This is a genomic window from Streptacidiphilus jiangxiensis, from assembly GCF_900109465.1.
Taxonomy (GTDB): Bacteria; Actinomycetota; Actinomycetes; order Streptomycetales; family Streptomycetaceae; genus Streptacidiphilus; species Streptacidiphilus jiangxiensis.
The window spans coordinates 303,926-330,250 of record NZ_FOAZ01000003.1; the positions used below are offsets into that span (position 1 = coordinate 303,926).

The window sequence follows — 26,325 nt, forward strand, 5'->3', positions numbered from 1 at the left end:
GCGGTCACTGTTCCCACTGGAGTCGGGCCACCGCGTCGAGGATGCGGTCGACACCGGGCAGGTGGTGACGTTCCAGCATCGGCGGCGGGTAGGGGATGTCGAAGCCGGTCACCCGCAGCACGGGTGCCGCGAGGTGGTGGAAGCAGCGCTCCATCACGCGCGCCGCGATCTCCGCGCCGACGCCGCCGAAGCCGGTGGCCTCGTGGACGACCACGGCACGCCCGGTGGCGCGGACGGCCGCGCAGACGGTCTCGTCGTCGAAGGGGGTCAGCGAGCGCAGGTCGACGACCGCGAGGTCCCAGCCCTCGGCCCTGGCGGCCTCGGCCGCCTCCAGGCAGACGGGCAGCGACGGACCGTAGGTCAGCAGCGTCGCGGAGGTGCCCTGGCGGCGCACCACGGCGCGGCCGATCGGCTCGACGGGGCCGGGGGTGACGTCGTCCTTGGACCAGTACAGGCGCTTGGGCTCCAGGAAGACGACCGGGTCGTCGGAGGCGATCGCCGCCCGCAGCAGGCCGTAGCCGTCGGCGACGGTGGCCGGGGTGACCACGTGCAGGCCCGGCGTGTGGGCGTAGTAGGCCTCGCTGGAGTCGCTGTGGTGCTCGACGCCGCCGATGCCGCCGCCGTAGGGGATGCGGATGGTGATCGGCAGCGGCAGGCGGCCGGCGGTGCGGTTGCGCATCTTGGCGACGTGGGAGAGCAGCTGCTCGAACGCCGGGTAGGCGAACGCGTCGAACTGCAGCTCCACGACCGGACGCAGGCCGTACATGGCCATGCCGACGGCGCTGCCGAGGATGCCGGCCTCGGCGAGGGGGGTGTCCAGGCAGCGGTCGGCGCCGAACTCGGCGGCCAGGCCGTCGGTGATCCGGAAGACGCCGCCGAGGGTGCCCACGTCCTCGCCCATGACCAGGACGTTCGGGTCCTCGCGCATCGCGTCGCGCAGGGCGCCGTTCAGCGCCTGCGCCATGGTTGTCGACCCCGCGGGGGTGGCTGTGGCGGTGCTCATCGTGCGTCGGCCTCCGCCGCGAGTTCGGCGGCCAGCAGGGCGGCCTGCTCCCGCAGTTGGGGTGTGGGCTCGGCGTAGACGTGCGTGAAGAGCGACATCGGGTCGAGCTCGGGCTCGGCGTGGAACTCGGCGCGCATCTCGGCGGCGAGCTCCTCGGCGGCCTCGGCGGCCGCGGCCACGCCGGCGTCGTCGATCAGGTCGTGGGCGCGCAGGTGGCGCTCCAGGACGGCGAGCGGGTCGCGCTCCTGCCAGGCCTCGACCTCGTCGGGGGTGCGGTAGCGGGTCGCGTCGTCGGCGTTGGTGTGGGCCTCCAGGCGGTAGGTGACCGCCTCGACGAGCACCGGGCCGCGTCCGGAGCGGGCGTGCTCGACCGCCTCGGCCAGCACGGTGTACACCGCGGCGGCGTCGTTGCCGTCGACCAGGCGGCCGCTGATGCCGTAGCCGACGGCCTTGTGCGCCAGCGTCGGGGCGGCGGACTGCTTGGAGAGCGGCACCGAGATCGCGTAGCCGTTGTTCTGCACCAGGAAGACCACGGGGGCGTTCAGCACCCCGGCGAAGTTCAGCGCCTCGTGGAAGTCGCCCTCGCTGGTGCCGCCGTCGCCGACCGTGGTCAGCGCGACCACGTCGTCGCCGCGCAGCCGGGCCGCGTGGGCGAGGCCGACCGCGTGGGGGGCCTGGGTGGCGAGCGGGGTGGACAGCGGGGCGGTGCGGTGGGCCTTGGGGTCCCAGCCGTGGTGGGCGTTGCCGCGCAGCAGGGTCAGCGCCTCGACCGGGCGGACGCCACGGGCGACGACGGCGAGGGTGTCGCGGTAGCTGGGGAAGAGCCAGTCGTCCTCGCGCAGCACCGCGGCGGCGGCGACCTGGCAGGCCTCCTGCCCGGTGGAGGCCGGGTAGACGGCGAGGCGGCCCTGCTTGGTCAGCGTGGTCGCCTGCTGGTTGTAGCGGCGACCGACCACCAGACGGCGGTACAGGTCGAGCAGCAGCTCCGGGTCCAGCTTGTCCGCGGCCGGCGTGCCCAGCAGCCGGAACGGCTCGGGGTCCGGCAGCAGCGGCGCGGGATCACGTCGCGGGCCGTGCGCGTCCGGCGGCCAGACGGAGGCCGAGGGGCCCGCGGGTTGGTCGAGAAGGGTCATCTCGGCACCTCCGGAGGGTGGGGTGAGGGTGGGGAGATGCAAGGGCATGGTGGTGCGGTGGGAGCGGTGGCTCTCCCTACCGATTGTTCGGTCGATTGATCGAACTGACTACTCTTGCGGCGCAGTGGTGGACAGACGGCCCAGACAGCGCTTCGCTGGAAGCAGGTCGTCCATGGGGAGGGCGGAGGAAGCCATGACCGCTGAACAGATGGCCGGGGCGGAACAGCGCGTGCTGGACCGGGTGGACCGGGCGATCCTGCGTCTGCTCCAGCAGGACGGGCGCGCCTCGATCCGCTCGGTCGCGGAGCGGGTGCACGTCTCGCGCGCCAACGCCTACGCGCGGATCGCGCGGATGGTGGACGACGGGGTGATCCGCGGCTTCACCGCGCGCGTCGACCACGAGCGCGCCGGGCACGGCGCCTCGGCGTACGTGACCTTGAAGGTGGTGCAGAACTCCTGGCGGCAGGTGCGCACGGCGCTGCTGGAGCTGCCGGGGGTGGAGCACATCGCCCTGGTCGGCGGGGAGTACGACGTGCTGATGCTGGTGCACACGGTCGACAACCGGGCGCTGCGCGACCTGGTGCTGAACAAGATCCAGTCGATCCCGGGCGTGCTGGGCACGCAGACGCTGCTGGTCTTCGAGGAGACGGACCGGATTCCCGTCCTGCCCGACTGACGCGGGGGCGGATCGATCGGCCTGCCGGTCCGAGGCAGCCTGCCCGACGGAACCCCGGAGGTCAGCCCGCGGCGCGCAGGCCGTGGAAGGCGAGCTCGCTGACCGCGTCGACGACGCGGGCCGCGGACCTGTCCCCGTCCGAGCCGTCGCCGTCGGGGCGGTACCACTCCACCAGCGAGTTGATCATGCCGAAGAGCAGGCGCGTCGCCAGCCGCGGCTCGACGTCCGCGCGCAGCGAGCCCTCGGTGACGGCCTCGGCCACCAGCGCGGCGACCCGGTGGTCGAACTCGCGCCGACACTGCAGCGCCCACTGCTCGGCGGCGGTGTTGCCGCGCACCCGCAGCAGCAGCGTCACGTAGGGCAGTTCGGCGAGCAGGACCTCCGTCGTGCGGTGCACGACGTGCTGCAGCCGGGCGAGTGCGGTGCCGGTCGTCGCGCCGGGTTCGTCGAGGATGCCGAACAGGCCGTCCAGCGCCCGGCCGACGGCCAGGCGCAGCAGCTCTTCCTTGCCCTTGACGTGGTGGTAGATCGAGGACTTGGAGATCCCGGCGGCGCGGGACAGGTCCTCCATCGAGGTGCCGTCGTAGCCGCGCTCGTTGAAGACCTGCACGGTCACGGCGAGCAGCGTGTCAACGGTGTAGCTGTCGCGGCGCGGGGTGCGGGAGGTCTCGACCATGTGGACGAGTATCACATCACGCCGTACCGGCCCGCTCACGAGAGGAGATAGTTGTAGTGCTATAACTGTTATAGGGATACAATGAGATTGTGGAAGGAGGCAGGCATGCCCGAGCTCTCCTCACGACGACGCATGCTCGTCCTGGCCATCTGCTGTATGAGCCTGTTCATCGTCGGGCTCGACAACACGATCGTGAACGTGGCGCTGCCCTCCATCGCCCGCGATCTCGGCGGGGACGTCTCCAGCCTCCAGTGGGTCGTCGACGCCTACGTCGTGGTGCTCGCCTCGCTGCTGATCCTCGGCGGCTCGATGGGCGACCGCTTCGGGCGCCGCCGGGTCTTCCAGACCGGCCTGGCGCTGTTCACTCTCGGCTCCCTGGCCTGCAGCCTCGCCCCCGGCCTCGGCTGGCTGATCGGCGCACGCATGCTGCAGGCCGTCGGCGGCTCGATGCTCAACCCCGTCGCGATGGGGATCATCACCAACACCTTCACCGACCCCAAGGAGCGCGCCCGCGCGATCGGCGTCTGGGGCGGCACCGTCGGGTTCAGCATGGCGCTCGGGCCGGTGGTCGGCGGCGTGCTGGTCGGTGCGGTGGGCTGGTCGTCGATCTTCTGGATCAACATCCCCGTCGGCCTGGCCGCCATGGTCCTGGCCGGCCGCTTCGTGCCCGAGTCCCGGGCGCCGCGTCCGCGCCGGATCGACCCGCTCGGCCAGCTGGCCGTGATCACCCTGCTCGGCTCGCTGACCTACGGCATCATCGAGGCCCCGAAGGCCGGCTGGGGATCCGCCCAGTCGCTGCTCTGTTTCGGCCTCGCAGCGGCCGCGCTCGTCGCCCTGCTCGTGGTCGAGTCCCGACGTGACGAGCCCCTGATCGAGCTGCGCTTCTTCCGCAGCGCGCCGTTCAGCGGCGCGACGCTGATAGCGATCAGCGGGTTCGCCGGGCTCGGCGGGTTCCTGTTCCTGAACACCCTCTACCTCCAGGACGTCCGGGACTTCAGCGCGCTCCAGGCCGGCCTGGCCACTCTGCCGATGGCGCTGGCCACCGTCGTCTGCTCACCGCTGAGCGGACGCCTGGTCGGCGCGCGCGGCCCCCGGCTCTCCCTGGTCCTGGCCGGGACGGGGATGACGGCGGGCTCCCTGCTCATGGTCGGCCTGCGGCCGGACACCCCGCTGTGGCAGCTGCTGCTGTCCTACCTGCTCTTCGGCTTCGGCTTCGGCATGCTGAACGCCCCCGTCACCAACACCGCGGTCTCCGGCATGCCCCGCGCCCAGGCGGGCGTCGCGGCGGCCGTCGCCTCCACCAGCCGGCAGACGGGCCAGGCCCTCGGCGTGGCGGTGATCGGCTCCGTGGTCACCTCGGCGGTGGTCGGCGGCCTGCACAGCGGGCTGGCCGAGGCGAGCCACATCGGTTGGTGGATCATGGTGGGCTGTGCGTCGATGGTGGTGCTGCTCGGCATCGTGACCACGGGCACGTGGGCGAGGCGGACGGCCGAGCGGGTCTTCGCGACCGTCCCCGGGGAGAAGCGACAGAGTGTGAGCGCGGGATGAGCGAGCAGGACGCGGCAGGTCGGATCTACGCGGTGATGCGCCGCCTGGTCCTGGAGGCGGACGACCGCAAGCAGCACGTGGTGGACGCGCTCGGCATGAGCTACATCCGCAGCCGCGCGCTCCGCGCGCTGGCGGTGGAGCCGATCCGGATGACGGAGCTGGCCACCCGGCTGGTGACGGACAAGCCGTACACCACGCTGGTGGTCGACGACCTCGAGGCCCGTGGCCTCGTGGTCCGCGAGCAGGACCCGGACGACCGCCGCTGCAAGATCGTCAAGATCACCCCGGCGGGCCGCGAGGCCGCGGACACGGCGACCCGGATCATCACGGCCCCGCCCACCGAGCTGGTCGCCCTTCCGCCGGAAGACCTCGAAGCGCTCGATCGCATCCTGGGGAAGTTGCAACACCCTTAGGGCCGCGAGGCTCTGCTGATGTGCGGCTCCGCCGCGTGGGCGCGACAAGCCACCCATGCAGGTAGAGCACCGAACGAGCAGGGCCATCCGCTCGTCAGTGCTTTCTCGCGCAGTTCCCCGCGCCCCTGTCGGTACCTCCCGACCGATCATTCGGTTACCGTAGGTCGTGGCAGAGTCGCCCCGGAGCTCCTGAGGAGTGCGTTGTCATGACCGCAGCCACGGTCCACCCGCTCATCGACCGTCACCAGCAGACCCTCGACCGCGCGGTCACCGCGCTCGGGGAACGGGACTACTGGTCCCCCTATCCCGAGTTCCCCAAGGCCTACGGGGAAGACGCGATGGCGGTCGGCGCGGCCGCGTTCGAGGCACTGAAGGGCACCACCCGCCTTGCCGCGGACGAGCTCGTCGGCCCGGCGGTGGACGCCGGTGGCGAGGTGTCGCCCTTCGGCGGTGACCTCGACATCGCGTACGGCTACCGCTCCGCGGACGCGCTGATGGCCGCGGCCGTCGCCGCGCAGCCGGCGTGGGCGAAGGCGAGCCCGCTGCTGCGTGCCGCCGTCTGTCTGGAGATCCTGGCGCGGATCAACGCCCGCTCCGTCGAGTTCGGCTTCGCCGTCCAGCACACCACCGGCCAGGCCTTCGGTATGGCCTTCCAGGCCGGTGGCCCGCACGCGCAGGACCGCGGCCTGGAGGCCGTGGCCGCCGCCTTCGTCGAGCAGACGAAGATCCCCGCCAAGGCCAACTGGACCAAGCCCCAGGGCAAGCGGGACCCGTTGCAGATGGAGAAGGAGTTCCTGGTCCGTCCGCGCGGCGTCGGCCTGGTCATCGGGTGCAACACCTTCCCGACCTGGAACGGCTTCCCGGGCTTCTTCGCCTCCCTGGCGACCGGCAACACCGTTGTCGTGAAGCCGCACCCCCGCGCGATCCTGCCGCTCGCGCTCACCGTCGAGATCGCCCGTGACGTCCTCACCGAGGCCGGGTTCGACGCGGACGTCGTCCAGCTCGCGCCGGAGCAGCCCGGTGAGGGCCTCGCCAAGACGCTGGCGACGCGGCCCGAGGTCGCGATCATCGACTACACCGGCTCGACCGCCTTCGGTGACTGGCTGGAGGAGAACGCCCGCCAGGCGCTCGTCTACACCGAGAAGGCCGGCGTCAACACCGTCCTGGTCGAGTCGACCGACAACTACGCCGCCGCGCTGGGCAACCTGGCGTTCAGCCTCTCCCTCTACAGCGGCCAGATGTGCACCACGCCGCAGAACCTGCTGATCCCGCGCGCGGGTATCGCCACCGACCAGGGCAGCAAGTCCTTCGCCGAGGTCGTCGCGGACCTGTCGACGGCCGTCGGCCGGCTGCTCTCGGACGACGCGAAGGCGTCCCAGCTGCTGGGCGCCGTGGTGAACCCGGGCGTGCTGCAGCGGATCGAGCGCGCGGAGAAGGGCGAGCTCGGTGAGCTGGCGCTGGCCCCGCGCGCGGTGGTGAGTCCGGAGTTCCCGGAGGCCGTCATCCGCACGCCCGCGCTGGTGACCCTGGATGCGGCCAAGGACGAGCTGCCGGGTGAGTGCTTCGGCCCGGTGGCGTTCGCCATCGCCGTGGACTCCGCCGCCCACGGCGTGGAGCTGCTGGCCGAGACCGTCCGCACCCGTGGTGCGATGTCGGCCGCCGCGTACACGACCTCGCCCGAGGTCGAGGGCGCCGTCGTCGACGCGGCCGTGGACGCCGGCGTCTCGCTCTCGCTCAACCTGACCGGCCAGGTCTTCGTGAACCAGACCGCGGCCTTCTCCGATCTGCACGGCACGGGCGCGAACCCGGCCGCGAACGCGGCCTACACCGACGCCGCCTTCGTCGCGAGCCGTTTCCGCGTGATGGAGGTCCGCCGCCACAACGGCTGAGCCGCCTAAATCCCCACGAGATTCGTACGGGGCCGTCCAGGATTTTCCTGGGCGGCCCCGCTGCGTTCCAGTGGCACGGGTGTAGGTGTTCTGTTGCGCCTTTTACAGGCTGTAGGTGGCCGAAGTGGTGCCGAATCACTCAGGGTAAGCGGTGGTGCGGATCACGTTGCGACCGCAAGGTTTTGATAACAATTCTGCCCTCAAGTCGGCTTCGGGGCATGGAATCCGCAGCTCAGGACCCTTACTGTCGGTCCCCATCGTGATCGTCGGAAAGGACCTCGGACCGCCCTCGCGTCTTTGAGAAAGGCACTCCCCCGAACATGACGCCCCCGAACATGACGGACGCCAGCTTTTTTGAGCTCTCGCGCTACACGAATCGCACCAGGCTGACATCGACGGCTCGCCGCATGAGCCGTCGTTCGCTGCTGCGCGGCGCGATGGCCGGCGGGATCGCCGTGGCGGGCGCGAGTGCGCTCTCCGCGTGCGGTGTCCAAGGCCATGTTGTGCCGCCCGGGTCCAAGGACACCGGCCAGGCCGGGCACGACTACTCGGACGTCGAGAAGCAGGTCGTCTTCGCCAACTGGCCGGCCTACATCGACGTCGACCCGAAGAACCAGAGCAAGCGGCCCACGCTGGACGCCTTCACCAAGCAGACCGGGATCCAGGTCCAGTACCTGGAGATCATCAACGACAACAACGACTGGTACACCAAGGTCGACCCGTCGCTGGTCAAGGGCATAGACACCGGCTACGACATCATGGTCGTCTCCGACTACATGGTGGCCAAGTACCGGAACTACGACTACATCCAGACCCTGGACCTCGCCAACATCCCGAACCACTCCAAGCTGCTGCCGAGCGTCCTGCACGACCCGACCGACCCGGGCCGTCTGCACTCCATCCCGTGGGCCTACGGCTACACGACCATCGCGTACAACAACAAGCTGGTGAAGCAGCCGATCAACTCGATCGCCGAGCTGTTCACCCGGCCCGACCTCAAGGGCAAGGTCTCCCTCTTCTCGGAGATGGAGGACACCGTCGCGATGTCCCTGCTCGCGCAGGGGCTGGACCCGGAGCACTTCACGGACGCGCAGTTCAACCAGGCGCTGGAGTACATCCGCCGGGCCAAGGACGCCGGCCAGATCCGCGCCTTCACCGGGAACGACTACCTGAGCGACTTCCAGCAGGGCAACACCGCCGTGACGATGGCCTACTCCGGCGACGTCGCCCAGCTGGGCAAGGACTACCTGGTGACGGTGGACCTGCCCAAGGAGGGCCTGCTCGCCTGGTCCGACAACTGCGTCATCCCCAACTTCGCGCGGCACAAGAAGAACGCCGAGCGGCTGCTCAACTACTACCTGCAGCCCGACGTCGCCGCCCAGCTGACCGACTACATCGACTACATCCCCTCGGTCGACGGCGCCGTCGCCGCCCTGCAGCAGCTCGACTCGGCGGCTGCCGCGGTCCCGCTGATCGTGCCGACCAAGGAGATGGAGGCGAAGGCGCGCGGCTTCATGGCGCTCAGCGTCGCCCAGTTGAACGACTACACCAGCCGCTTCCAGCAGATCACCGGCCAGTAGTCCCCCGCCCACGGAGAGAAGAGTTCCGATGAGTTCCCACGACGTACTCGGCCGCACCGAGGGCGGAGACCTCCGCCTGGTCGGCCTCACCAAGCGCTACGGCTCCTTCACCGCGGTGGACGACCTGAGTCTGACGATCCCCCAGGGATCGTTCTTCGCCCTGCTGGGGGCGTCCGGCTGTGGCAAGACCACGACGCTGCGCATGATCTCGGGTCTGGAGGACCCGACGATCGGTCAGATCCACCTGGGCGATCAGGAGGTCACCGACCTCAAGCCGTACCGCCGCCCGGTCAACACGGTGTTCCAGAACTACGCGCTCTTCCCGCACCTGGACATCTACGAGAACGTGGCCTTCGGCCTGCGTCGCCGTGGCGTCAAGGACGTCAAGACCGCTGTCGTCGACATGCTGAACCTGGTCGAGCTGGGCCACCTGGCCAAGCGCAAGCCCACCCAGCTGTCCGGCGGTCAGCAGCAGCGCATCGCGCTGGCCCGCGCCCTGATCAACCAGCCGCAGGTGCTGCTGCTGGACGAGCCGCTGGGCGCGCTGGACCTCAAGCTCCGCCGCCAGATGCAGATCGAGCTCAAGCGCATCCAGACCGAGGTCGGCCTCACCTTCGTGCACGTGACGCACGACCAGGAGGAGGCCATGACCATGGCCGACACCATCGCGGTCATGAACCACGGCCGGATCGAGCAGCTCGGCTCCCCCGCCGAGCTGTACGAGAACCCGGCGACCACCTTCGTCGCCAACTTCCTCGGCCAGTCCAACCTGATCCAGGCCGCGGTCGAGGGCGAGACGGACGGCGTGGTCACCGTCTCCGCGCACGGCCAGCAGCTGAAGCTCGACGCCAAGCGCTGCCGCTCCACCAGCGGCAAGATCATCCTGGGTGTCCGTCCGGAGAAGGTCCAGATCGCCACCGACCGCGCCGACGTCCCGGCCGGCTTCAACGCGCTGACCGGCGGCAAGGTCGTCGACACCAGCTTCATCGGCGTCTCCACCCAGTACCTGGTGCAGATGCCGTCCGGCGAGGAGCTCTCGGTCTTCGAGCAGAACACCGGCCGCACCATCCAGCGCCCCGGCACCGAGGTCGTCGTCTACTGGGACCCGAGCCAGGGCTTCGGCCTCGAGGGCACCCAGGACATCGAGGCCGGCGCCGACGCGGACGAGGAGGCCGCGGCATGACGACTCTCACCGAGGCGCCCGCCCCGGTCGAGGAGCGCGCGCCGGAACGCAAGCCCCGCCGCAACTTCACCCCGTGGGCCCTGCTGCTCCCCGGCCTGCTCTGGCTGACCGTCTTCTTCCTGGTCCCGATCCTCACCTCGGTCTCGGCCTCGGTGCAGACGGGCAACTACGACGACGGCTTCAAGCTGACCTGGCACTTCGCCAACTACAAGGACGCGCTGACCAAGTTCGGCCCGCAGTACTACCACTCGCTGGTGTACTCGCTGCTGACGACGGTGTTCTGTCTGGCGCTGGCCTACCCCGTCGCCTACTTCATCGCCTTCAAGGGCGGCAGGTGGAAGACGCTGCTGATGGCCCTGGTCATCGTGCCGTCCTTCACCAGCTTCCTGATCCGCACGATCGCCTGGAAGACGATCCTCGCGGACAACGGCTCCGTGGTGCACGCCCTGAACGACCTGCACCTGCTGAAGATCACGACGGCGCTCGGCTGGACCGTCGGCAACCACGTGCTGGCGAGCCCCGCCGCGGTGGTCTGCGGCATGGTCTACAACTTCCTGCCGTTCACGATCCTGCCGCTCTACACCTCGCTGGAGAAGATCGACCCGCGCCTGCACGAGGCCGGTGCCGACCTGTACTGCGGCCCGTTCCAGACCTGGCGCCGGGTCACCCTGCCGCTGTCGATGCCCGGCGTCATCGGCGGCACCCTGCTGACCTTCATTCCGGCGGTCGGCGACTACATCAACGCCCAGCTCCTGGGCAACCCGAACACGACGGTGGTCGGTCAGCGCATCGAGGACCTGTTCCTGCGCCAGTCTGACGGCTACCCGGTCGGCTCCGCGATGTCGGTCGTGATGATGGTCGGCACCCTCGTCATCGTCATGACCTACATCTGGCGGGCCGGGACGGAGGACCTGCTCTAGTGGCTACCCAGACCATCTCCGCCCCCGCTCCCGCGGACGGCTCGGCCCCCCTCAAGGTGCGCCGCAAGAGCCCGCTCGCCTGGGCGAAGCAGCACGTCCTGCTGGCCGTCACCTTCGTGGTGTTCGTCTTCATGCTGCTGCCGAACGCCGTCATCCTGTGGATGTCGTTCAACCAGCCCGACGGCAAGTTCAACTACACCTGGAACAAGTTCTCCCTCGACGCGTGGAAGAACCCCTGCTCCAACAGCACGATGTGTCACAGCATCGGGCTGTCGCTCGAGATCGGCGTCGTCGCGACGATCATCGCCACCATCCTCGGCACGATGATCTCCTTCGCGATGGTCCGCCACCGCTTCAAGGCGCGCAGCGGCATCAACGCGCTGCTCTTCCTGCCGATGGCCGCCCCCGAGGTGGTCATGGGAGCGACGCTGGCGGCGCTGTTCTTCAACACCATCGGCCCCGGCGCGATGGGCTTCTGGACGATCACCATCGCCCACGTGATGTTCTGCATCTCGTACGTCGTGGTGACGGTCAAGTCCCGCCTGGCGGGCATGGACCCGACGCTGGAGCGGGCGGCGGAGGACCTCTACGCCACGCCGACCCAGACGTTCATGAAGGTCACCCTGCCGCTGGTCGCCCCCGGCATCGGCGCGGCCGCGCTGCTCGCCTTCGCGATCTCGATCGACGACTACATCATCACGGTCTTCACCGCAGGCAACTCGGAGACCTTCCCGATGTACATCTTCGGCTCGGTGCAGCGCGCCTACCCGGCGCAGATCGACGTCATCGGCTCGCTGATGCTGCTCGGCACGATGACCGTGATCGCGGTCTCGCAGATCCTCAACCAGATGCGGACCTCGCGGAAGAAGTAACCCGCCGAGAACCGCTGAGCGCCCTGCCCGGAACCCCCGCCGGGCAGGGCGCTCTAGGCTTTTCCGCGTGATCGAAGAACGCTGGGCCGAGCTTGTCTCTCTCGACGATGTGGTGCTGCTGGAGGGCTTCCACGCCCTGAAGCACGCGCTGCGCTTCGGCGCGGCAGTGCCGTTGGTGGTGACGTCCGACCCGGCGGGGCTCGCTCGGTTGGCCGCCGACCTGGCCCCTGACCTCGGCGTCGTGGACGCGGTGCCGGTCTCCGCCGAGGTCCTGCGACGTCTGGTTCCCCGCCCGCATCCGACGGGCGTCGCAGCGCTGGCCCTCCGTCCACAGCCTGTGGACAACGTTCCGCGCTCTGCTCCGACCGTCGTCCTGGAGAACCCGCGCAACCTCGGCAACATCGGCGCGGTGGTGCGCCTCGCTGCGGGCTTCGGCGCGTCGGGCGTCCTGACGACGGGCGATGTGGACCCCTGGCACCCGACCGTGGTGCGGGGCGCGGCCGGCCTCCACTTCGCCACCTCCGTGGCGCGCACGTCGCTGGACGCGCTGCCGCCGGGCCCGGTTTTCGCGCTGGACCCGGAGGGGGTCTCGATCCACGACGTCACCTTTCCGGATGACGCGGTGCTGGTTTTCGGCTCCGAGCGGCACGGGGTGACGGATGATGCGAAGGGGATAGCCACCTGCACTGTGGCTATCCCCATGCGTCCTCAGGTCTCCAGCTTCAACCTCGCCACGAGCGTGGGCATGGCGTTGTTCCACTGGCAAGGACGGTCATCCTTCCGTCAGTAGGCGGGACCGGCCGTCCCCAGCCTGTGGAGAACCTCGGCGATGTGCGCGGGCTTGCCGTGCAGTTGGGCTGCGCCGAGGTTGACGGTGATGTCGGCCTCGGGGAGCGGAGCGGTCTGGCGCAGCAGGTGCCTGACCATCGAGGTGTGCAGCAACCGCCGGCACGGTGGGTGGTGCGCGATGTGTCGCCTGATGCCCACGCGCTCCACCTCCGTGCAGAGGAAGTAGGGCCCGAAGGGCGGCTCCAACTCGTCCTCCCGGACGGGGGAGATGAGCCTCATGCGCCCGTGAGGGCAGTACACATGGCCGTCGTTGCGAACCTCGAAGGGCTGGTCGTCGACATCGATGCGCCGGTCGCCGACCGCCGGCGGCTCGAGATCGAGCGCCTCGGCGAAGGTCTCCGCCATGCGCTCGCGCACGGCGCCGAGGTCGGTGTCGGCGCGGCGGATGGAGGGGAGGAGTTCGCGGGTGAACCAGTCCTGGAAAGGCCGGGCGGTGGGCTTCCGGGAGCGCATGATGAGCGTGTAGAGGCCGCTCTCGTTCGTTGCCGTCATCCGGGGATTCCCGGTTGCGTACCCCTTCTCACCAGGGGTTTCGTGAGTTCCGTCGGTTGAACCGACAGAACTCTCCCGGACATCGACGGTGATCTTCTGGTCGGTGGCCAGCACGGATGCGGCCGTTCGCGTGTTGCGGATCCCGAGAATTCGGCAGACGTCGCGGACGACGAACCAGGGCTCGCCGTCGATGAGCACGACGCGGATGGGCTGGCCCGTGGTCGGGAACTCGGTGTGCATCAGGTGGGTGTGCATGGTCTAGCGAACCCCGTTCAGAACCGTGAGGACGTCGCGCGCCTCGCCGGCGATGACCACCACCAGCGAGCGCTGCGGCGGGACCGGTGCGGGCTCGGGCACCGGCGGCTGGAAGCTCGCGCGGGCGAGATCCGTGAGGCGGACCGGCGGGCAGGGACGGAAGGCCTTGCTGCCGAAGATCCCGACCCGCTCGACGCGGGCACAGCGGAAGCGGGGGCCGTAGGGCGGGCCGTCGTCCTCGTCCAGGGCAGGGAAGACGGAGTCCATCGCGCCGTGCGGACAGTGCACAGAGCCGTCGGGGTAGAGCTGGAACGTCTGGCCGAGCACCTCGAACGTGGCGACGGGCTCGGGCTCGGGGATCGGTGGGACCTCGCCGAGGTTCAACGCCTCGGCGAAGGTCTCCGCCATGCGCTCGCGCGCGGCGCCGAGGTTCGTGTCGCCGCGGCGGAGGGAGGGGAGGAGCTCGCGGGTGACCCAGTCCTGGAAGGGGCGGGCGGTGGGCTTGTCGGAGCGGAGGATCAGCCGGTAGAGGCCGCTCTCGCTGGCGACGTTGAGGTTGGGATTCCCTCCGCGAGGGGAACCGGCCTGACCAGCGCTTTCGGGGGTACCCGCAGACGCAGTGCGGGTATTGACGACCCGCACCTCGTCCGGCCTGAGGAGCTTGGTGGCCTCGGACGGGTGGGTCCGGCCGAGGATGCGGCAGACGTCCGCGACCACGAACCACGGCTCGTCGTCGATCAGGACGACCCGGATGCGCTGGCCCGTCGCGGGGAACTGCGTGTGCAACATTCGCGTGTGCATGACGCGCCCTTTCGGGTGGGTGACAAAGCGTCCTGCACAACGCGGGTTATCGGATGACCGACACGGCCTCCGGATCGCGCTCGGGGGTGCGAGGGGCGCGCATGATCGTCTGGCGCACGACTGGCGTGGCGGCGATGCGCGCCACCCCCCGAGCCACCCCTTGGCCGAGTCGGGCGAGGAAGCCGGTGGGGAGGAAGACCGCGTCAGCGGTGATCATCGCGAGGGAGAAGAAGGGCAGGCCGAGGACGATGGCGATCCCGAGGTGCTCGGCGATCATCAGGGTCAGCATCACGTTCTTGATCCGCCGGTTGAAGACCAGGAACGGGAAGCCCACCTGCGCGATCACCGTGCCGTAGGTGATCGCGGTGACCAGCGTGCTGCTGCCGCTCAGTCCGTCCGCCAGGCCCGGCCACGGCTCGAAGTAGTGCAGGTGGAGCGGGTACCAGAGGGCGGTGCCGCCCTGCCACAGGGAGCCCTGGATCTTGTACCAGCCGGCCGTGGCGTAGATGAAGCAGACCTCCGCCGCGATGACCAGCATCGCGGCGTTGTGCACGAGCGTCGCCAGCGCGTCGAGCAGGGCGAGGCCCTCGCCCTCGGGCGCCCGCCGGGCGAGGAGGCCGCGCAGACCGGCCAGCAGCCAGCAGAGCCAGAAGAACGTGCCCCAGCTGTAGAGCCCGAAGTCCAGCATGCCGAGCGAGGCGAAGCCGGAGAGCTGGCAGTACGCCAGCGCCAGGCCCAGCGCCGCCCACACCACGACCCCGACCGGATCCCCCGTTCGCCGCGTCCCCCGCCGGGCCGCGCGCGCGTCCAGGGACCAGACCTGGCCGCAGCGGGTGAAGGCCAGGTAGATGGCCATCAGGTGGATGACGTTGTCCCCGCCGTCGCCGACCAGGACGGCGCGGTTCTGCAGGGAGAGGACGAGGACCATGAAGAGCAGGGAGGTGGCGCGGGTGCGCCACCCCAGCAGCATCAGCACGCTGACGGCGATCGCCGCCGCGTACACGCCCTCGAACCACCAGCGCCCGTCCGACCAGGCCAGGACGGTGAAGGCGTGGTTGGACGCGAGCATCTGCCGGGCCAGGTCACCGCTCCACGGCGACAGGTCCCCGTACAGGACCCGCCGGTGCGGCCACTCGCGCAGCAGGAAGCCGCCGAAGGTGAGCGCGACGCCGATGCGGACGACGGCGGCCTGGTAGGCGGCGAGGGTGCGGCCGGTGACGGTGGTCCAGCCGGAGAAGCCCGCGTCGGCGAGGCGGTTCAGCGTGGCCTGGCTCATCAGGAGACCCCCAGGCCGCGGTAGTCGTCGTCGTTGGCGGGCCACCAGGGCAGCTGTCGGTAGGACGGGCTGGTGGTCGCCGGTGCGCCGGTCCAGGACGGGCCGGTCACGTCGGTCGTGGCGGAGCGGAACTGGATCTGGATGACCGCCATCCCCTCCCAGTCCCGGCCGATCCGCTGGAGGCCGATGCGCTTGAGGTACTCCTCGGACAGCGGCCCGCCGAAGCCCGTGGACTTCTCGGTCTGCTGGTCGTGCCAGGCCGTGTAGTAGTCCCAGGCGCGGCGCAGCTGGTTCTGGTTGACGTGGCTGGGGAGCGGGTTGCCGCGGATCGCGGCGACGTCCCTCGCGGTCAGGTCGATCCAGGGGGAGTCGAGCCGGTGGCCGGTGGAGTCGACGGTCTGCACGCGCGCCTGGACGGCGATGTTCTGCTGCAGCGGGTTGGGGGCGAAGAGCTGCCAGTTCTGCTCGAACTCGGGCAGCACGTGCGCGTTGATCGCGGTGGCGTGGCGCTGCGAGACCGGGTTGGCGGGTGCGATGGAGAGGAAGACGGTGCCCAGGTGGTAGACGACGGCGACGGCCACGGCGACCGCGGTGAGGTAGAGGACCAGCAACGACGGCAGTGACCAGCGCCGCTCCTCGTCCGGGAGGTCCGGGGTCTCGGCGAGCGGGGGTATCGGTTCGGGTGAGGTTGCCTCGTCCGGCTCGTCTGCCACGTCTGCCCGCCTCGCCGCTCTGTCGATTCCTGAGCACGGTACTGATGTCCGCCGCCTGTGCGCGACCCTTCCGTGTATCTAGAACTTGTTCTAATCTGACGTCGCGTCAGCAGATGTCGCAATGGAAGCACCGGAAGGGGCGCCCCGTGGACTTCACCTTCACCGACGCGCAGCAGGCCGCTGCCGAGGCGGCCCGCGCCGTCTTCGCGGACGTGGCACCGGACGGCGGCGTGCCCAGCCCGGCCGTCGGCATCGATCCGGTGGCCCCGGACATCGACCGGGAGCTGTGGCAGCGGCTGAGCAAGTCCGACCTGGTCGGCATCGCGCTCGACGAGGGGTACGGCGGCGCCGGGCTGGACGAGATCGCCTGGTGTCTGGTCCTGCGCGAGTCCGCGCGGGTCCTCGCCCGGGTCCCGCTGCTGGACACCGGCGCCGCGGCGCTGGCGGTCCAGGCCTTCGGCACCGAGGAGCTGCGACGCAGGCTGCTGCCGGAGGTCGTGGCCGGTCGCCTGCTGCTCGGGGTGGCCGCGCACGGCCGCACCGGCCACGAGCCGGCCGACGAGGCGGTGACGGCGCTCCCGGTCGACGGCGGCTGGACGCTGACCGGCGAGCAGACGGGTGTCGCCTGGGCGCCGGTGATGGACCTGGTGCTGGTGCCGGCCCGCGGCCCCGAGGGGACGCTGCTGCTGCTCGTCGACCCGCGCGGTGAGGGCGTGACCCTGGAGCGCCAGGTCTCCACCCACGGTGAGCTCGCCGGACGGCTGCTCTTCGACGGCGCGGTGGTGGACGCCTCCTGGCAGCTGGGGCCACAGGCGCCGGACGGCGCCAACTGGCGGGCGGTGCGGGCACGGATGATCGTGGGGGTGGCGGCGCTGTGCCTGGGCCTCGGTGAGGCGGTGCTGCGGCTGACCTCGGACTACGCCTCGAAGCGCGAGCAGTTCGGGCACGCGATCGCGACGTTCCAGGCGGTGGCCATGCAGTCCGCCGACCGCTACATCGACCTGCGCTCGATGGAGGTGACACTGTGGCAGGCCGCCTGGCGGGTGGCGCACGGGGTGGAGCTGGCCGACCGGATGCCGCTGGAAGCAGACCTGGCCACGGCGAAGATCTGGTCCGCGGAGGGGGTGCGCGCGGTGGCCTCCACGGCCCAGCACCTGCACGGCGGCATCGGCGCCGACCTCGACTACCCGCTCCACCGCTACCACGCCTGGGCCAAGCACCTCGAGCTGACGCTCGGGCCCGCAGCGGCGTTCGAGCAGGCACTGGGCGATCTGCTGGCCGAGCATCAGCTGCCTTGAGCCGCCCTGTCCGGGGGCGTTGACGGCCATCCGCTCGTCGGTGGCTTGTCGCGCGGTTCCTCGCGCCCCCGGGATAGTGCATGCATGAGCTCTCGTGAATTCGACGCCGTCGTCCTCGCCGGCGGAGCCGCCTCGCGGCTGGGTGGGGAGGACAAGCCCGCGCTGCTCGTCGCCGGGACGAGCCTGCTGGATCGTGTGCTCGCGGCCTGCGACGACGCGGAGGTGACCGTCGTCGTGGGGCCCGAGCGGGCCACGCGGCGCGCGGTGCGGTGGGTGCGGGAGGAACCTCCCGGTGGCGGGCCGGTCGCGGGGCTGGCCGCCGGGATGGGGGAGGTCGCCGCCGAGGTGACCCTGCTGCTCGCCGCCGACCTGCCGTTTCTCGACAGCGCGACGGTGCGCCGGCTGCTGGAGGCGCTCGCCGCCGATCCCGAGCTCGACGCCGCGGTCCTGGTCGACGCCGGCGGCCGCGACCAGCTGCTCACCGCCGCCTATCGGACGGCTCCGCTCCGCGCCGCGCTCGCCGCGGTGCCGCAGCCGCACGGAGCCCGGCTGCGTGCCGTCACGGGCGGGCTGCGCACCGTGCGGCTGCGCGACGAGGTGGGTGCCGCCGTGGACTGCGACACCTGGGAGGACGTCGAACGCGCCCGCGAGCGCGCCGCGCACACCGCGCCCCCGACCGGGTGAAGGAACGGACACGCACCCGATACCACCCTGCTGCGCGCCGGGGGCACGCCCATCGGCGACGATGGAGACGTGCTGGATGACTGGATCGCCGCTGCCAAGACCGAGCTCGGGATCGACCTGGAGGTCGATGTCCACGGGCTGCTCGACATGACCCGGGACGTCGCCCACGGCGTCGCCCGCCCGGCTGCGCCGTTGACGGCGTTCCTGGTGGGGTATGCCGCGGCCGGGGGTGGTCCGGAGGCGGTGGCGGAGGCGAACCGCAAGGCCGCGCAGCTCGCGTTGCGCTGGGCCGCGGACCGCGCCGAGGAGCACTCGGAATGACGGGCCCGGAGGCCGAGACCGATCTGCTGGCGGCCTACCCGTACCTGTTGCCGCGGGCGGCGACCGCGGAACCGGTGCCCGAGCCGGAGCGGCCCTTCGACTACGAGGCGGCGGCGTCGGAGGAGCCCGCGTCCGCGCCCGGGCCGCGGCCCGACCCGTCGTTCGACCAGGTGCTGGACGACGCGTTCGGGCTGGTCGGCGGTGCCTCCTCGGCTTCAAGATCACGAAATGTGTCACGTGGCGCAATTCGTGATCTTGATGAGGGCCTCGGTCGGGACGGTGAACCGGCCGTGCCGCCACCGGCCCATCCCGCACAGGAGCTCGGCTGGCCGCAGGCGCGGGCTGTCGCGGCGCGCGCCGGGGCGCGTCCGCTGGGGACGCAGGAGCGGGACGCGGCCGAGGCGCTCGGCGCAGTCCTCGCCGCACCGCTCGCCGCTGCCACCCACCTGCCCGCGTTCGACACCTCCGCGATGGACGGCTGGTCCGTCGCCGGACCGGGGCCGTGGCGGTTGCGGACGCCCGCCGAGGGCGAGGGGCTGGCCGGGCGACCGGCCGCCGACGCCCTGCGCGACGGTGAGGCCGTGCGGATCGCCACCGGCGCGCCCCTGCCGTCCGGTGCCACGGCGGTGCTGCGGCGCGAGGACGGCGTCGTGTGCGCCGACGGGACCGAGCTCGCCTGCCGACCCGGGATCGCGGTTCCGCCGCCCGGACGCGACATCCGCCCGCGCGGGCAGGAGTGCCGCAGCGGAGACGCGCTGCTCCCCGCCGGGACGCTGGTCACCCCCGCAGTGCTGGGCCTCGCCGCGGCCGCCGGGGTCGACCGGCTGACCGTGCACCGCCGCCCCACCGTCGAGCTGCTGGTCCTCGGCGACGAGCTGCTGACCGAGGGCCCGCCCCGGGACGGGCGGATCCGGGACGCGCTCGGCCCGATGCTGCCCGGCTGGCTCGCGGCCTACGGCGCCACCGTCACCGGCGTGCGCCGTGTCGGCGACGACCGCGCCGCGCTCGTCGCCGCGCTCCGCGCCTCCCGCGCGGACGTCGTGGTCACCACCGGCGCGACCGCGTCGGGTCCGGCCGACTTCCTGCATCCGGCCCTGGCCGACCTCGGCGCGACCCTCCTCGTCGACGGCGTCCGCGTCCGCCCGGGCCACCCGATGCTCCTCGCAGTGCTCCCCTCGGCCGAGGCGGGCGCCGTGGCGAACGGCGCCGCTGCGAACGAGGCCGCACCGAACGCTGCCGCGCGTCACCTCGTCGGGTTGCCCGGCAACCCGTTCGCCGCCGCCGTCGGCGCGGCCACACTCGCCGAGCCGTTGCTGCGGGGGCTGGGCGGATCCCCGGCCGCGGAGCCCTACCGGGTGCCGGCCGGGGTGGCGTTCCCCGGACAGCCCGGGCACACCCGGCTGGTGCCGGTCGCGCTGCCCGAGCGCGGTGCCGTGCCGCTGCGGTACGACGGCCCGGCGATGCTGCGCGGGCTCGCGCTCGCCGAGGGGCTGGCCGTGGTGCCGCCCGGGGGCGTGGCGGCGGGCGCGCCGGTCGAGGTGCTGGACGTGCCGTGCGGCTGAGGTCGCACCGCGACTCCGGCGACTCCGGCGACGCCCGCGCGGCCTCGGCCGCCGAGCTGCGGCAGATCCACCTGCCCGAGCAGGAGAGCGGTGGCTCGCCGCTGCGGCAGGTCGGGCGTCGGCTGGTGCTGGCCCTGCTCGTCCTCACCGTCACCACCCTGCTGGTCTGGCTGGGCCGCGACGGCTACCACGACAGCGCCCACGACCACCTCGACCTGCTGGGCGCGCTCTACTACGCGACGGTGACCCTCTCCACCACCGGCTACGGCGACATCACGCCCGTCAGCGATGGCGCCCGGCTGATGAACATCCTGGTCATCACCCCGCTCCGGGTGCTGTTCCTGATCATCCTGGTCGGCACCACGCTGGAGGTGCTCACCACCCGTGGCCGCAGGCTGTGGCGCATCAACCGCTGGAGGCGCGAGTTGGACCAGCACGTTGTCGTGGTCGGCTACGGCACCAAGGGCCGCAACGCCGTGGAGACCCTGCTGCAGAAGGGCACGCCGAAGACGTCGATCGTGGTCGTCGACCCGCAGCGCCGCGTCGTCGAGGCCGCTGCCGCCGACGAGGGCCTGGCCGGTGTCGTCGGCGACGCGACCCGCACGGACGTGCTGCGGCGCGCCGGGGTGGAACGGGCTGCGCAGGTCGTCGTCGCGCCGCAGCGGGACGACACGGCGGTGCTGGTCACCCTGACCGTGCGGCAGCTGAACCCGGCCGCCGTGGTGGTGGCCGCGGTGCGCGAGGACGAGAACGCCCCGCTGCTGCGGCAGAGCGGTGCCACCGTCGTCGTCACCAGCGCCAGCTCGGTGGGGCGCCTGCTGGGCGTCTCCACGCTCAGCCCCAACACGGGGGCGGTCCTGGACGACCTGCTCACCGCCGGTCACGGCCTCGACGTGATCGACCGTCCGGTCACCCGCGCGGAGGTGGGGCGTTCGCCCCGCGACTGCGGCGACCTCGTGGTCGCCGTGATCCGCGGCCGCCGCCGTCTCGCCTTCGGCGATCCGGAGGCCGCGGCGCTGCAGGCGCAGGACCGCATCATCGCGATCCACCGGACCGGCCACACCGGATAGGCCACACCGGACAGGCCACCGGAGAGGGACTGTTCCGGTGCCTCAGGGCGGGCCAGGTCCGAGGAGCCAGACGGCGCCGTAGGCGGCCGAGGCCAGCACCAGCACGGTCATCGCCACGGCCACCCGCCGGATGCGCAGTGTCGCGAGCCAGGCGGCCGGCGGGAGCAGCAGCGGGAAGCCCGGCATCAGCAGGCGCGGCTTGGAGTTGAAGTACGCCTGTGCTCCCAGCGCCAGCGCCACGATCACGGCGGTGTAGGCCAGGACCGGCAGGGGTTGGCGCTGCCGGACGCAGGCCACCAGCGCCCAGAGGACCACGCCGACGAACACCAGCAGCCCGATGCCGGCGCCGGGACTGTGCGCCAGCTGATGGCCGACGAAGCGGGCGTAGGCCGCGCCGAAGTCGAAGCCGTTGCCCCAGCGGGCCTGGACGTCGAGATAGCTGGAGAGGCCGCCGACCCAGCCCGCGTAGGCGAGCAGGCCCACCGGCGCGAGCAGTGCGCCGAGGACGGCGCGGCCGCGGCCGGGGGTGCGGCGCCACAGCGCGAGCGCCGCGCCGACCCAGACGGCGGCGATCACCGCGGCCGCGCTCGGCCGGGTGATGCCCGCGAGCGCGGCGAGCAGCCCCGCCGTGAGCCAGTTCCCGCGCAGGACGGCGTAGAGGCACCAGGCCGCGAGCGCGGTGAACAGGGACTCGGTGTACGCCATCGACTGCAGCACGCCGATCGGCAGTGCCGCCCACAGCAGCACCAGCACGGTGGCCGCGCGGCGGCCCGCGAGCCGCTCGCCGACGGCGAAGACGCCGAGAGCGGCGGCGAGCGAGGCGAGCGCGCTGACCAAGAGCCCCGCGTCGGCGTAGGAGAGGCCGGTGAGGGTGTGCAGGCCCCGCTCCAGCCACGGCAGCAGCGGGAAGAAGGCCAGGTGGGAGTGGGCGCCCGCGCCGCGTGTGTGGGTGGTGGCCTGGTAGCCGGCCCAGTGGTAGCCGTGGGCGGCGATGTCGGTGTACCAGAGCGAGTCCCAGCGGGCCGACAGCAGCTGGTGCGGGCTGCGGCCCTCCGCCCCCGCCCAGACGGCCAGCACGACGAGGCCGAGCCCGCGCACCGCGGCGTACAGCCCGAGCGCGGGCAGCGCCCGGCTCACCAGGGCCGCCGCACGCAGGCGCCGCGGGCGCCGCTCCGCGGTCGACTCGGCGGCCCGGCCGGCGGCCTCGGCCTGCGGCCCGCGCCGCCGCGTCTCGTCGTCGGCGTGCGTGCGGGCCTCCGCGGCTCGGGCCGCGTGGGGCTCCCGCGCCGAGGAGTCGTCGGAGGGCCGGAGGCGGGGCGTGCTCGTGCGTGGGTGGCGGGCGTCAGACGATGCGGCCACGCGCGAGTCTTTCAGCGGCCAAGCCCTCAGTGCTCAGTCCCTCGGCGCCCAGTCCCTCAGTGCCCAGTCCTTCGGCGGCCAGCCGCTCAGCGGCCCCGTCGTCCGCGGTGCGCGGGCCGCCGACCGCGGCGAGGCCGGAGCCGGTGGTCCCGTGGGCGCCGTCCGCGCGCTGCGCGGAGAGCTGGCTGACCATGAGCCGCACGACGGCGGCGAGGTAGGGGTCGTCGACGAGGTAGACCTGACGCCGGCCCTCGCGGCGGGAGCGGACCAGTCCGGCCAGCCGCAGTTTGGCCAGGTGTTGGCTGACGGCCGGGAGCGAGCCGCCGACCTGCTCGGCGAGGCCGGTGACGTCGCACTCGCCCCCGGCGAGGATCCAGACGATCTGGAGCCGGGTGGGCGAGGCCAGCAGCCCGAACGCGGCGGCGGCCTGGTCCATGACCTCCGGTGCGGGCATGCCGTCCGGCGCGGTCGCGGCGGCAGCTCCGATCACGGCCCCGATGGCCGCCCGGACCTCAGCGCCACTCGTCATCCGCGCTCTCCTTCGCTCTCCCCGCAGCCGGGGCCACGCCCCACCAGCCTAGGGCCTGTCCGACCACTGGTGCCGGGCCCGGGTCCGGGGCTCACGGCGCGGAGTCGGGGACGTCGGTGGCCTGGGCGTAGGCCTGGATCGGGTCCATCGGGACGCCGTTCAGCTCGACGGTCGCCTGCGTGCTGACCGGGGCGCAGCCGGAGGTGTCGGCGGTGCGGGCGTCGGCACCGGTGAGGGCCTGCTGGGTGTCGGCCGGCGTGGGCTTGCCCGTGCTGCCGGGGAAGGAGGTCCCGGAGGGCCAGTCCGCGCCGATGACGAGGGTGACCCCGGGGGAGGCGGACGAGGGGCTCAGCGCGCTGTCCGGCAGGCCCAGTGCGGCGGCGACGGTCCGGGCGGCCGCGACGTCGCCGGGCGAGTAGCGCAGTTGCGTGGTGGGGGTTGTCGTCGGCGACGTGGCGGCGGTCGTGCCGGAGCCGAACCCCTGGCCGGTGAGGGCGTCCGCGAGCTGGCTGGCGCGCCCGCGGGTGCCGCTGGCGTTCTCGACCCGGACGTCGATCGTCCCGGGGCTCGCGGAGTCGGCGGCGGCGCTCGTCGCGGCGGCGGCGACGGTCGTCGGGGAGGCCGAGGCGGAGGACGTGGCGGAGGCTGAGGCCGACGCGGAAGCCGAAGCGGAGGCGGACGCGGACGGGGAGACCGAGCCGCCGCCGGGGTTGGTCAGCGACTGGTCGTTGGCGATCGCCGCGAAGAGTGCCTGCGCGTCCGGGCCCACGACGAGGCGGTCCGGGTTGTTCGGGTCGGTCTGGGTCTGCATGGTCGTGAAGGTGATCCGGTCGGTCGGCACCTTCGCCACGTCGTTGGCGAGCCCGAGCAGGGAGGTGATGCTGCCCAGACCGCTGTCGACCGTCAGCGCCTTGGTCGCGGAGTCGGCCAGGTCGAAGAGCCGGGTCGGGTCCGTCAGCGTTCCGGCGCTGCGCATGGAGCGCATCATCGAACTCAGGTAGAGGTGCTGCGCGGTCAGCCGGCCGAGGTCGCCGCCGTCGCCGAAGCCGTGCCGGGAGCGGACGAACTGCAACGCGGCGACGCCCTTGAGGTTGTGGGTGCCCTTGGCCAGCTTGAGGTGCGAGTACGTGTCGTAGACGTTGTTGTCGACGCAGACGTTCACGCCGCCGATCGCGTCCGACATGCTGACCACGCCGGAGAAGGTGACCTCCATGAAGTGCGTCAGCGGGATGCCGGTCAGCTGGTGGATGGTCTCCATCTGGCACTGCACGCCGTAGGCGAGGGCACTGTTGATCATGCCGTAGTAGCCGGTGGTGGTGTTCTTGCTGTTGTTCGGGTCGGTGCAGGCGGGGACGTTGGTCATGGTGTCGCGCGGGATGCTCATCACCGTCGCGTTGGAGCGGTCGGCGGAGACGTGCACGAGCATCTCGACGTCGGCGTTGCCGTAGCCACCGCCGAGGTTGCAGTCACCGCCGAGGTTGCAGTCCTCCTGCGTGTTCCGCGCGTCGGTGCCGATGACCAGGATGTCGATGGGGGTCCGGCCGAAGGCGTCGGGCTTCTCCCGGCCGAGGCTCTTGTTGGTGTCGCCGCCCAGGTGGACGGTGTGCAGGTTGCCGCTGAAGCGGTTGTAGAGCCAGGTGCCCAGTCCGGCGACGACCAGCACGAGGACGGAGAGCGTCAGGGCGAGGATCTTCAGCACACGGCGCGCCCTCGAGCGCGGTCTGCGCCCCAGGGACTCGTCGGAGCCGCCCGTCTCATCGTGCATGTCCTCGGTCCCCCGTCGTGATCGGACTCGTGATCGGACTCGTGATCGGAGCTGCCGATCAGCTTTCATGATTGCGCAATCCTGCAAGCGTACGCCTGTTCCCTGCGCCCGGCCCGGATGGCTCACCGTGACGAGCCGTACACGTACGGTCATGATCGGATGAAGCTCGAACCGTCGGATCCGACTGAGAAGTCCGGGACGTCTGAGAGGCCTTCATGTACCGCAGGACACGCAGGTTCCCCGTGGCGCTGCGGCGCCGTGGACTGCTCGCCGTGGTCGCCGCGTCGGCGTTGCTCGCCCCCCTGGCCGCAGTGTCGTCCTCCGCCGACGCGGAGGTGGTCGCGCGCGGCAACCCTGGTGGCAACCGTGCCGTCCCGACCGAGCACAACGTGCCGTTCAGCACCCGCTGGTCCGCCGACATCCACGGCACGATCACGAGCGTGGGCAACTCGATCGTCACCTGTGACCCGACGAAGCCCAAGCGCGAGGCCGACGCCCCCGACTGCCTGACGGCCCGCCAGCAGGTGCCGCCGACCGTCGGCACCCGGGCGGGGCGCAACAACGACTACTGGATGCAGTACATCAACATCGACGGCCCCGGCCACAAGGGCCCGCTCGGCGACCCCGTCTACTCGTCGAGTTCGGCCGAGTTCAAGCTGCCGCACAACTCCGAGGTCAAGTTCGCCCGGCTGTACTGGGGCGGCACCTACGGCATCGTCATCCCGCACCTGCACGTGAACGTGCAGAAGACCATCGACCAGGTGGACGAGGTCTACTTCAGGACCCCGAAGACGCACGGCTACGTGAACGTCAAGCGGGACACCGCCATCGGCTTCGACGCGACCGACCCCGACCACAGCTACGGCACCTCCGCCGACGTGACGGACCTGGTCAAGGCCGGCGGCGACGGCACCTACGAGGTCGCCGACGTCGACACCGCGCTGGCGGTGGACTCCTGGGGCGGCTGGTCGCTGGTGGTCGGCTACGAGAACTGCGACAAGCCGCTGCGCCACCTCCAGGTCTGGGACGGCTACCAGCACCAGGCCATCCGCTCCGGCAAGACCGTCTCCGTCGCCCTCTCCGGCCTGCACACCCCGGACAGCGGCACCGTCGGTCTCCGGCTCGGCCAGATCACCTACGACGGCGACCGCGGCTGGGGCGACCGCGTGAACGTGATCCCGGACAAGGGCTCGCCGTTCGCCCTCGGTGACGCGCTCAGCCCGACGGACGACGTGCAGAACTCGGTGCTGGCCAACAACGACCCGAACGACAGCAACTACAGGTGGCACCGCAACCCCGACTACGCGAACACGCTCGGGTACGACAACCACCGCTTCCTGCTGGACGGCATGCTCGCCAACGGCACCAGCAGGCTGACGATCGACTACCCGTCCACGGGCGAGGGCACCAACATCGGCGCCGTCTACGCGGTCGTCGACCTCGCCCACTGATCCCCGC

General features: G+C 71.6%; 22 protein-coding genes and 2 pseudogenes. 14 read left to right on the forward strand and 10 right to left on the reverse strand.

The annotated features are described in order from the left end of the window. Window positions 1-4: 4 nt before the first annotated feature. Window positions 5-1,003, reverse strand: coding sequence for an alpha-ketoacid dehydrogenase subunit beta (locus tag BMY61_RS07635; protein WP_042460466.1), 999 nt, complete (start codon window positions 1,001-1,003; stop codon window positions 5-7). Beyond that, a complete protein-coding gene (pdhA, locus tag BMY61_RS07640) occupies window positions 1,000-2,136 on the reverse strand; it encodes a pyruvate dehydrogenase (acetyl-transferring) E1 component subunit alpha (protein WP_042460463.1) in 1,137 nt (378 codons plus the stop codon). The genes BMY61_RS07635 and pdhA overlap by 4 nt, the downstream gene beginning before the upstream one ends. 193 nt (window positions 2,137-2,329) lie before the next feature. Between pdhA and BMY61_RS07645 the strand changes: the two genes are divergently transcribed. Continuing rightward, window positions 2,330-2,812 carry an Lrp/AsnC family transcriptional regulator gene (locus BMY61_RS07645; protein WP_082015679.1) on the forward strand — a complete coding sequence of 161 codons (483 nt, stop codon included), beginning with the start codon at window positions 2,330-2,332 and terminating at the stop codon, window positions 2,810-2,812. A gap of 61 nt (window positions 2,813-2,873) precedes the next feature. Here BMY61_RS07645 and BMY61_RS07650 read toward each other — a convergent pair whose 3' ends face one another. Next, complete coding sequence (locus tag BMY61_RS07650) at window positions 2,874-3,488, reverse strand: TetR/AcrR family transcriptional regulator (protein WP_042460457.1); 615 nt, start codon at window positions 3,486-3,488, stop codon at window positions 2,874-2,876. 105 nt (window positions 3,489-3,593) lie between these two features. On the opposite strand from BMY61_RS07650, the gene BMY61_RS07655 reads away from it, so the two are divergent. From BMY61_RS07655 to BMY61_RS07690, 8 genes are all read left to right on the forward strand, one after another. After that, the gene (locus tag BMY61_RS07655) at window positions 3,594-5,036 is read left to right on the forward strand and encodes an MFS transporter (RefSeq protein ID WP_075003801.1); all 1,443 of its coding nucleotides are present in this window, start codon (window positions 3,594-3,596) and stop codon (window positions 5,034-5,036) included. After that, on the forward strand, window positions 5,033-5,449 hold the full coding sequence (locus BMY61_RS07660; RefSeq protein ID WP_042460451.1) for a MarR family winged helix-turn-helix transcriptional regulator: 417 nt from the start codon (window positions 5,033-5,035) through the stop codon (window positions 5,447-5,449). The genes BMY61_RS07655 and BMY61_RS07660 overlap by 4 nt, the downstream gene beginning before the upstream one ends. Window positions 5,450-5,655: 206 nt before the next feature. After that, window positions 5,656-7,338: a phenylacetic acid degradation protein PaaN gene (paaN, locus tag BMY61_RS07665; protein WP_042460448.1), complete on the forward strand. Its 1,683-nt coding sequence runs from the start codon at window positions 5,656-5,658 to the stop codon at window positions 7,336-7,338. Window positions 7,339-7,745: 407 nt separating this feature from the next. Continuing rightward, complete coding sequence (locus BMY61_RS07670; protein WP_052439540.1) at window positions 7,746-8,918, forward strand: ABC transporter substrate-binding protein; 1,173 nt, start codon at window positions 7,746-7,748, stop codon at window positions 8,916-8,918. A gap of 28 nt (window positions 8,919-8,946) precedes the next feature. Continuing rightward, window positions 8,947-10,101: an ABC transporter ATP-binding protein gene (locus tag BMY61_RS07675; RefSeq protein ID WP_042460445.1), complete on the forward strand. Its 1,155-nt coding sequence runs from the start codon at window positions 8,947-8,949 to the stop codon at window positions 10,099-10,101. Next, on the forward strand, window positions 10,098-11,021 hold the full coding sequence (locus tag BMY61_RS07680) for an ABC transporter permease (RefSeq protein WP_042460442.1): 924 nt from the start codon (window positions 10,098-10,100) through the stop codon (window positions 11,019-11,021). The genes BMY61_RS07675 and BMY61_RS07680 overlap by 4 nt, the downstream gene beginning before the upstream one ends. A 131-nt stretch (window positions 11,022-11,152) precedes the next feature. Beyond that, a complete protein-coding gene (locus BMY61_RS07685; protein ID WP_082015681.1) occupies window positions 11,153-11,893 on the forward strand; it encodes an ABC transporter permease in 741 nt (246 codons plus the stop codon). A gap of 67 nt (window positions 11,894-11,960) precedes the next feature. Then, window positions 11,961-12,683 carry a TrmH family RNA methyltransferase gene (locus tag BMY61_RS07690; RefSeq protein ID WP_042460440.1) on the forward strand — a complete coding sequence of 241 codons (723 nt, stop codon included), beginning with the start codon at window positions 11,961-11,963 and terminating at the stop codon, window positions 12,681-12,683. On the opposite strand, the gene BMY61_RS07695 is transcribed toward BMY61_RS07690, so the two are convergent. Genes BMY61_RS07695 through BMY61_RS07710 form a run of 4 tightly spaced genes read right to left on the reverse strand, consistent with a single transcriptional unit; the run spans window position 12,677 to window position 16,279 of the window. Further along, complete coding sequence (locus tag BMY61_RS07695; protein ID WP_052439539.1) at window positions 12,677-13,489, reverse strand: BRO-N domain-containing protein; 813 nt, start codon at window positions 13,487-13,489, stop codon at window positions 12,677-12,679. The two genes, BMY61_RS07690 and BMY61_RS07695, sit on opposite strands and share 7 nt — an antisense overlap. Window positions 13,490-13,492: 3 nt before the next feature. After that, on the reverse strand, window positions 13,493-14,278 hold the full coding sequence (locus BMY61_RS07700) for a BRO-N domain-containing protein (protein WP_052439538.1): 786 nt from the start codon (window positions 14,276-14,278) through the stop codon (window positions 13,493-13,495). A 58-nt stretch (window positions 14,279-14,336) separates the two neighbouring features. After that, a complete protein-coding gene (locus BMY61_RS07705) occupies window positions 14,337-15,566 on the reverse strand; it encodes an HTTM domain-containing protein (protein WP_042460437.1) in 1,230 nt (409 codons plus the stop codon). Then, window positions 15,566-16,279: a DUF5819 family protein gene (locus BMY61_RS07710; protein ID WP_236656670.1), complete on the reverse strand. Its 714-nt coding sequence runs from the start codon at window positions 16,277-16,279 to the stop codon at window positions 15,566-15,568. Before BMY61_RS07710 ends, BMY61_RS07705 begins: the two co-directional genes overlap by 1 nt. Window positions 16,280-16,425: 146 nt before the next feature. Between BMY61_RS07710 and BMY61_RS07715 the strand changes: the two genes are divergently transcribed. The 4 genes and pseudogenes from BMY61_RS07715 to BMY61_RS07730 all read left to right on the forward strand — a co-directional run bounded on the left by BMY61_RS07715 (window position 16,426) and on the right by BMY61_RS07730 (window position 21,214). Further along, complete coding sequence (locus BMY61_RS07715) at window positions 16,426-17,577, forward strand: acyl-CoA dehydrogenase family protein (RefSeq protein ID WP_042460434.1); 1,152 nt, start codon at window positions 16,426-16,428, stop codon at window positions 17,575-17,577. 84 nt (window positions 17,578-17,661) lie between these two features. After that, window positions 17,662-18,582, forward strand: a pseudogene (locus tag BMY61_RS07720) (NTP transferase domain-containing protein). Beyond that, window positions 18,579-20,144, forward strand: a complete 1,566-nt coding sequence (locus BMY61_RS07725; RefSeq protein ID WP_082015676.1) for a molybdopterin molybdotransferase MoeA — start codon at window positions 18,579-18,581, stop codon at window positions 20,142-20,144. Before BMY61_RS07720 ends, BMY61_RS07725 begins: the two are co-directional and overlap by 4 nt. After that, window positions 20,135-21,214 (forward strand): potassium channel family protein, encoded by a 1,080-nt coding sequence (locus tag BMY61_RS07730; protein ID WP_082015675.1) that lies wholly within the window; start codon window positions 20,135-20,137, stop codon window positions 21,212-21,214. The genes BMY61_RS07725 and BMY61_RS07730 overlap by 10 nt, the downstream gene beginning before the upstream one ends. Before the next feature lie 42 nt (window positions 21,215-21,256). Here BMY61_RS07730 and BMY61_RS07735 read toward each other — a convergent pair whose 3' ends face one another. From BMY61_RS07735 to BMY61_RS07745, 3 genes and pseudogenes are all read right to left on the reverse strand, one after another. Beyond that, entirely contained in the window at window positions 21,257-22,369 is a 1,113-nt protein-coding gene (locus BMY61_RS07735) for a glycosyltransferase family 39 protein (RefSeq protein WP_042460476.1), read from the reverse strand. A gap of 373 nt (window positions 22,370-22,742) precedes the next feature. Then, window positions 22,743-23,027: pseudogene (locus BMY61_RS47470) on the reverse strand (ArsR/SmtB family transcription factor); the annotation flags it as partial. Window positions 23,028-23,193: 166 nt separating this feature from the next. Further along, entirely contained in the window at window positions 23,194-24,867 is a 1,674-nt protein-coding gene (locus BMY61_RS07745) for an LCP family protein (RefSeq protein ID WP_174514551.1), read from the reverse strand. Between the two features lie 215 nt (window positions 24,868-25,082). Between BMY61_RS07745 and BMY61_RS07750 the strand changes: the two genes are divergently transcribed. Further along, a complete protein-coding gene (locus BMY61_RS07750; RefSeq protein ID WP_143094216.1) occupies window positions 25,083-26,318 on the forward strand; it encodes a hypothetical protein in 1,236 nt (411 codons plus the stop codon). Window positions 26,319-26,325 lie beyond the last annotated feature (7 nt).

Excerpts from the sequence above, each read along its gene's own strand:
- BMY61_RS07635 (WP_042460466.1), bottom strand. The coding sequence starts at position 1,003 with ATGAGCACCGCCACAGCCACCCCCGCGGGGTCGACAACCATGGCGCAG.
- pdhA (WP_042460463.1), bottom strand. The coding sequence starts at position 2,136 with ATGACCCTTCTCGACCAACCCGCGGGCCCCTCGGCCTCCGTCTGGCCG.
- BMY61_RS07645 (WP_082015679.1), top strand. The coding sequence starts at position 2,330 with ATGACCGCTGAACAGATGGCCGGGGCGGAACAGCGCGTGCTGGACCGG.
- BMY61_RS07650 (WP_042460457.1), bottom strand. The coding sequence starts at position 3,488 with ATGGTCGAGACCTCCCGCACCCCGCGCCGCGACAGCTACACCGTTGAC.
- BMY61_RS07655 (WP_075003801.1), top strand. The coding sequence starts at position 3,594 with ATGCCCGAGCTCTCCTCACGACGACGCATGCTCGTCCTGGCCATCTGC.
- BMY61_RS07660 (WP_042460451.1), top strand. The coding sequence starts at position 5,033 with ATGAGCGAGCAGGACGCGGCAGGTCGGATCTACGCGGTGATGCGCCGC.
- paaN (WP_042460448.1), top strand. The coding sequence starts at position 5,656 with ATGACCGCAGCCACGGTCCACCCGCTCATCGACCGTCACCAGCAGACC.
- BMY61_RS07670 (WP_052439540.1), top strand. The coding sequence starts at position 7,746 with ATGAGCCGTCGTTCGCTGCTGCGCGGCGCGATGGCCGGCGGGATCGCC.
- BMY61_RS07675 (WP_042460445.1), top strand. The coding sequence starts at position 8,947 with ATGAGTTCCCACGACGTACTCGGCCGCACCGAGGGCGGAGACCTCCGC.
- BMY61_RS07680 (WP_042460442.1), top strand. The coding sequence starts at position 10,098 with ATGACGACTCTCACCGAGGCGCCCGCCCCGGTCGAGGAGCGCGCGCCG.
- BMY61_RS07685 (WP_082015681.1), top strand. The coding sequence starts at position 11,153 with ATGCTGCTGCCGAACGCCGTCATCCTGTGGATGTCGTTCAACCAGCCC.
- BMY61_RS07695 (WP_052439539.1), bottom strand. The coding sequence starts at position 13,489 with ATGCACACCCACCTGATGCACACCGAGTTCCCGACCACGGGCCAGCCC.
- BMY61_RS07700 (WP_052439538.1), bottom strand. The coding sequence starts at position 14,278 with ATGTTGCACACGCAGTTCCCCGCGACGGGCCAGCGCATCCGGGTCGTC.
- BMY61_RS07705 (WP_042460437.1), bottom strand. The coding sequence starts at position 15,566 with ATGAGCCAGGCCACGCTGAACCGCCTCGCCGACGCGGGCTTCTCCGGC.
- BMY61_RS07725 (WP_082015676.1), top strand. The coding sequence starts at position 18,579 with ATGACGGGCCCGGAGGCCGAGACCGATCTGCTGGCGGCCTACCCGTAC.
- BMY61_RS07745 (WP_174514551.1), bottom strand. The coding sequence starts at position 24,867 with ATGCACGATGAGACGGGCGGCTCCGACGAGTCCCTGGGGCGCAGACCG.
- BMY61_RS07750 (WP_143094216.1), top strand. The coding sequence starts at position 25,083 with ATGTACCGCAGGACACGCAGGTTCCCCGTGGCGCTGCGGCGCCGTGGA.